Annotated in this window: 7 protein-coding genes and 2 tRNA genes; 3 read left to right on the top strand and 6 right to left on the bottom strand. The window is 66.2% G+C overall.

Going from position 1 to position 5751, the window contains the following annotated elements; translation table 11 throughout:
• Together RWO82_RS14865 and RWO82_RS14860 are read left to right on the top strand one after the other, a co-directional pair.
• Positions 1 to 592, top strand: a 592-nt coding sequence (locus RWO82_RS14865; protein ID WP_314428304.1) for a TetR family transcriptional regulator, incomplete at its 5' end; no start/stop codon positions are given.
• Entirely contained in the window at positions 593 to 2269 is a 1677-nt protein-coding gene (locus RWO82_RS14860; protein ID WP_314428303.1) for an MDR family MFS transporter, read from the top strand.
• Positions 2270 to 2335: 66 nt separating this feature from the next.
• On the opposite strand, the gene RWO82_RS14855 is transcribed toward RWO82_RS14860, so the two are convergent.
• Together RWO82_RS14855 and RWO82_RS14850 are read right to left on the bottom strand one after the other, a co-directional pair.
• On the bottom strand, positions 2336 to 2518 hold the full coding sequence (locus tag RWO82_RS14855) for a hypothetical protein (RefSeq protein ID WP_314428302.1): 183 nt from the start codon (positions 2516 to 2518) through the stop codon (positions 2336 to 2338).
• 101 nt (positions 2519 to 2619) lie between these two features.
• Complete coding sequence (locus RWO82_RS14850) at positions 2620 to 3357, bottom strand: hypothetical protein (RefSeq protein ID WP_314428301.1); 738 nt, start codon at positions 3355 to 3357, stop codon at positions 2620 to 2622.
• 8 nt (positions 3358 to 3365) lie between these two features.
• On the opposite strand from RWO82_RS14850, the gene RWO82_RS14845 reads away from it, so the two are divergent.
• Entirely contained in the window at positions 3366 to 3548 is a 183-nt protein-coding gene (locus tag RWO82_RS14845; protein ID WP_314428300.1) for a hypothetical protein, read from the top strand.
• A gap of 415 nt (positions 3549 to 3963) precedes the next feature.
• On the opposite strand, the gene RWO82_RS14840 is transcribed toward RWO82_RS14845, so the two are convergent.
• From RWO82_RS14840 to RWO82_RS14825, 4 genes are all read right to left on the bottom strand, one after another.
• A complete protein-coding gene (locus RWO82_RS14840) occupies positions 3964 to 4236 on the bottom strand; it encodes a hypothetical protein (RefSeq protein WP_314428299.1) in 273 nt (90 codons plus the stop codon).
• 230 nt (positions 4237 to 4466) lie between these two features.
• A tRNA-Met gene (locus RWO82_RS14835) sits at positions 4467 to 4540 on the bottom strand.
• 34 nt (positions 4541 to 4574) lie between these two features.
• Positions 4575 to 4646, bottom strand: a tRNA-Thr gene (locus RWO82_RS14830).
• Positions 4647 to 4714: 68 nt separating this feature from the next.
• Positions 4715 to 5751: M23 family metallopeptidase (locus tag RWO82_RS14825; protein ID WP_314428298.1), on the bottom strand; the 1037-nt coding region annotated here is incomplete at its 5' end.

Below are 5751 nucleotides of genomic sequence, written 5' to 3'. Positions count from 1 at the left end.
CCCTCGCGAGCAGCGCAAGCGCGCGACGACCCGCGCGCTCACCGATGCCGCGCGCCGCCTGACGACGGAGCGCGGCTTCGCGGGCTTCACCGTCGAGGAGCTCTGCACGGAGGTGGGCGTCTCGCGGCGCACGTTCTTCAACTACTTCGAGAGCAAGGAGAACGCGGTCTTCGGGTTCGCCGCGATCGACTCCCGACAGGAAGCCCTCGAGACCGAGTTCCTACGCCGGCACGGCGACCTGGTCGACGACTTCATGCAGCTCACGATCGCCCGGCTCGACCTCTTCAACCCGCTCGACGACGCACCCGCGCTCTTCGCGGTGATCGAGCAGGAGCACCGGCTGCTCAAAGCTGCGTTCGAGCAGCTGGCGAAGAACGAGCGCCGCGACATGGAGCTCGTCATGCGGCGGAGCGACGAGGGCCCGGATGCGGAGCTGCGCGCCGAGGTCATGGTCCACACCGTCGGCGCGCTGGTGCGCCTGAGCATGGACCAGCTGCTGCACCACCACTCGACCGACTCCTTCACAGACCTCCTCCAGCGACGCCTCGAGATCGCTCGCGCCGTGTTCGCACCATCACAGAAAGCCGACTGAATGTCCGCCACAGCCACCAAGGACGCCCCCTTCCTGCTCACGAAGCGGCGCATCTGGATCATCTTCAGCGCCCTGATCGCCGGGATGCTGCTCTCGAGCCTCGACCAGACGATCGTCTCGACCGCCATGCCGACGATCGTCGGCCAACTCGGCGGCGTCGACCACCAGGTATGGATCACGACGGCGTATCTGCTCGCGACCACGATCGTCATGCCCATCTACGGCAAGTTCGGCGACGTGCTCGGTCGACGCAACCTCTTCCTCGTCGCGATCGCCCTGTTCACACTCGCCTCCGTCGGCTGCGCCTTCGCCACCGACTTCTGGATGTTCGTGACCTTCCGAGCGCTCCAGGGACTCGGCGGCGGCGGACTCATGATCCTGTCGCAGGCGATCATCGCCGACATCGTGCCGGCGAATGAGCGCGGCAAGTACATGGGTCCCCTCGGGGCGGTCTTCGGGCTGTCCGCCGTCGCAGGCCCGCTCCTGGGCGGCTTCTTCGTCGACCACATGACCTGGCAATGGGCGTTCTACATCAACATCCCCGTCGGCATCGCCGCCTTCATCATCGCTCTCGTCGCCCTCAAGCTGCCGAGCAAGAAGGCCGAGAAGCCGATCGACATCTTCGGTGTGATCTTCCTGTCGATCGCGACGACCTGCCTGATCTTCTTCACCGACTTCGGCGGCGACAAGGAGTTCGGCTGGGACTCCCTTGCCACCTGGGCGTGGGGTGCCGGTCTCGTCGTGGCCGCGACCGCCTTCGTCATCACGGAGGCCAGGGTGCAGGACCCGATCATCCCGCTGAGCCTGTTCCGCAACCCGATCTTCGTCAACGCGACAGCGATCGGACTCGTGCTCGGCATCGGCATGTTCGCCGCGATCGGCTTCGTGCCCACGTTCCTGCAGATGTCCTCCGGCACGTCCGCGGCGGCATCCGGCCTGCTGATGATCCCGATGATGGTGGGACTGATCGGAACGTCGATCTTCTCGGGGATCGCGATCTCGAAGACCGGAAAGTACAAGGTCTACCCGATCGTCGGGACGATCCTGACCGGTCTCGCGATGGTCGCGATGACGACACTGTCGGCCGAGACGCCCATCTGGCTGATCTGCGCGTTCCTCTTCGTGTTCGGTGCGGGTCTCGGCCTCATCATGCAGGTCGTCGTGCTGGTCGTGCAGAACGCGGTGCCGGCCGGTGAGATCGGCACCGCCACCAGCACGAACAACTACTTCCGCGAGGTGGGCGCCTCTCTCGGCACCGCCGTCTTCGGCACGATCTTCACCACCCGACTGACCGAGAACCTGCTGGGCGTCTTCGCCGAGGCGGGCGCGTCACCCGAGGATGCATCTCAGGCAGCGTCCACGATCGATCCGGCGACACTCAACGCACTTCCCGACGAGGTGCGTGACGGCATCGTCACGGCGTACGCGGATGCTCTCGCTCCGGTCTTCTGGTTCCTGGTGCCCTTCATCGCTGTGGCGCTGGTGCTCTCGCTGTTCCTCAAGCAGATCCCGCTGTCGGACCAGGCAGGTCTCGTCGCACGCGGTGAGGCGATCAGCGGAGAGGAGGCCGAGCGCCTGGAAGCCGAACAGCGCCGCACGGGGCGTATCGTCGCCGGCGGCACGGACGAGGACGAGGATGCGGCAGAGCCTCGCCCGGCTCCGCCGAGCACGCGCTGATGCCGCACACGCACGACGGGCCCGCTCCTCACACCGAGGAGCGGGCCCGTCGTCTCGCGCTCGAGATCAGGGGAGGTCTTCGACCTCGAGCTCGTCAGGGTGATCGGCGTTGTCGCCGTCGGCTTTCTGGCCCTCCCCCGGTGTCGCGGGGTCGACGTCGGGGTCGGGGTCGTTCGTCACGAAATCGGCGTCGACGCCGGTCGCGTCGATCTCGGCTCCCTCATCCGGTGCTGCCTGGGGATCTGACATGTTCGCTCCGATCGTCTGTTGCGGAAAGGTGCGATCAGCCTCTCGCCGTGTCGCGGATCGGTCAGCCCCCTTGACACCGCTCAGCAGAGGGCTGAGCCTTCCTACAGCTCGTCCCAGGGCGTGAACTCGACCGTCACGTCATCGCCGTCGATCGTGTACCTGCCGAGGAGGTCGGTCGGGTAGTCGGTCGTGCCGGTCCCCGACGAGGTTCCGCCCTCCGGGGGATACCAGAAGACGACCTTGACCATGAATCGGTGGTCGGTCCGGAAGGACACGTCATACGGCGCCCTGACGACGCCGATGGTCGACGGATCCTGCTGCCTCAGGATCGACGGACACGCGGCATCGCCCGATGTCCCGGGTTCGACGCAGGCGTCGGCCCGGGCGCTCGCTGCATCCCGCAGGGTCGCCTGCAGCGAATCCGTCGCGGCCACCGCGAGTTCGGCCGCAGCCGTCGGCGGCAGGGCCACCAGGTCGACGGGGGTGATCGTGAAGTACGTGCCCTGGTCCCGGCCGGTCAGGTCGTAGACGGCGGGGTACACCGAAACGGGCTCCGACCGGGAGTCTGCCGAGACACCGGGAACGTCGCTCACCGTCAGGTCGAGTTCGGCCCCGGCGAGTTCGATCTGCTCCACGCCGGTGAGGGAGATGCGGTCCGCGACGCTCACGGTCGCCTCCACCGTCAACGGTGCGTCGGGTCGCCATCCCGGTTGCAGCAGCCAGGTTGCGCCTGCGTCCCGCGTCATCGTGAACGCATGGGTGAAGGACTCGGAGCCGAGCTCCATGACCGCCGTCACCTCGGCTGTGTCGCCCTCGCGCCCGGTCGTCGTGACGGACACCCACTTCGATGCGTTCGGTCGCGGCTCCGAGGATCTCGTCGGTCAAGTACGTCTCATCGGTACCTGATGCCGCGGGATCGACGATCTGCGCGGCGGCGGATGCATCGCCCTCGGCGATCGCCGAGAGATACGAGCGCACCGCCTCCGACGGATCGCTGGAGGAGGAGACCACCGCCACGGCGGCGAGATAACCGCCGAACGCCAGAGCGGCTGCGCCGACGGCGATCCACACTCGTCGCGTGCGACGGACCGCGGACGACGCCCCCGTGCTGTGGGTCTGCGAACTGCCGATCGTCGAAGTCGTCGTCACGTGTTCGATCCCTGTCTTCAGGTGGGCGCCTGGCTCTCCCCCAGACTAGAGCGCGCCCCGATGGCGGCGGATACGACAAAACCCCCGGAGATCCGGGGGTTTCATTCTGTAGCAGGAGCGGGGCTTGAACCCGCGACCTCACGATTAGGAGTTGAAGGGGCTGATGATCACTCCGATCGTCGATGAGAAAACGACCAGTCTCGCGGCGGACAGCTTCGCGGCGGCCTTGCACCCCCGGCACCCATTGACATCCGGCGCGCGCACTTGCGCCCTTGCGACTTCTCGACGCGGTGACATCATGGCTCTGACAGCATCCTGCGCTCGAGGATCCTCTTCCGGCGGTTCAGTCTCCACCAGCTGAACATGTACCGGATCTGGAGCCTGCCCAATTCGTCGAGACTCGGAAGACCGCGCTCGGTCAGTTCACGCGTGATCGCGTCGGAATTCTCTTTACCGTGGCGTTCGATGACCTCGAAGGCGTCCCGCACCGGTTCGGAGGACAGCGGGTGGTCCTGGATCCGCGCTTGAACCGCGGCCATGCGCGCAACGATGTGGTCCGGAGTGGCCATGCGCTATCGCCCCGCGAAGACGGAGCGAAAAGAGGGGTGGGCGCGGGAGAAGGATCGAGGGATCATGGTGGACAAGCCTGTTGCGAATACGAAGACCCGTCCAGCGAATCCGGAGGGCCATGCCAGCATACCGATAGAGCACCTTCAGCCGAGCCGCAACCTCAGCGTGGGCTCTCCGATCCGCTCCCCAGATACGACAAAACCCCCGGAGATCCGGGGGTTTCATTCTGTAGCAGGAGCGGGGCTTGAACCCGCGACCTCACGATTATGAGTCGTGCGCTCTGACCAGCTGAGCTACCCTGCCGCACTGTATCCGCATCGCAGATACGAACACCGTGAGCCCCGAGTCAGGATTGAACTGACGACCCCTTCCTTACCATGGAAGTGCTCTGCCACTGAGCTATCGGGGCGTGCTGCCCCTCGCGGGGCAACCACACGAGAATACCATCTCCATGGCGTCCTCATGAAATCGAGCCGATCAGTACGAGGTCCGACCGGCGTTCTCGCGCAACCACGGCAGCGGATCGATCGTGCTGCCGTTGACGATGATCTCGAAGTGCAGGTGCGCACCGTACGAGCGGCCGGTGTTCCCGGTGTGCCCGACGATGTCTCCGACCTTCACCTTGTCGCCGGCCTTGACCTGCAGCGAGCCGTACTGCATGTGCGAGTAGTGGCTCGTGATGACCTGTCCGTCGATCACGTGATCGATGTAGACGGTGACACCGTATGCGTTGCCCTGCTCGGTGGCGATGCGAACGACGCCGTCGGCGATCGCCTGGATAGGCGCGCCCTCACCCGGCACGAAGTCGATGCCCTCGTGAAGCCGGCCCCAGCGCATGCCGTAGCCCGAGCTCATTCCCACGCCGACCTTGAACGGCCACTGGATGGCTGCCTCGGTGTCGTTGGTGAAGATCTCGTTCGAGTAGTTGATGCCCTCTTCGGATGCGACCTGAACGAGCGAGACCGTCGAGAAGCTGTCGGAGCGTGCGAGCGATTCGTTCTGCACGTCGGACGATGTGACGAAGGCTTGGATCTCTCCGTCGGACGATGCCTTCGACGCCGATCCGGACGACGCGACCAGCGAGGTCGACGCGAGGTTCTGGCCACCGTGGACCGCGGCGACCGCCTCGGCGGGCAGGGTCATGCCGACAGCGAGAAGACCGGCGAGGCTCATGACCCCGACAGTGGCGCCGAGCGCGAGGAATCGACGAGGCGAGCGACGGCCGACGGCCACGTGCGACGTGGACGACTCGGATGCCGTGGTGTCGGCCGCGGCCTGCGGCGTCTCGGTGATGGGAGTGCTGCCCGTGGCGGCGGAACGGAACGCGCGGGCTGCCGTCTCGAATGCGTCGTCGTCGACGGAGTCGACGGGAGTCGATGCGTGCTCCGCGTCGGCGGGAACGCGCGGGGCCTCGGCCGGAATCTCGGAACTGGCAGGTGCGACTGCCTCAGCCACCACTTCGACCGACTCGACCTCAGTGACGATCGCGACAGCATCCGCCGGAGAATCGGCGT

The organism is uncultured Microbacterium sp., assembly GCF_963521645.1.
GTDB lineage: Bacteria > Actinomycetota > Actinomycetes > Actinomycetales > Microbacteriaceae > Microbacterium.
This window is presented reverse-complemented; position numbering and strand designations above follow the sequence as displayed.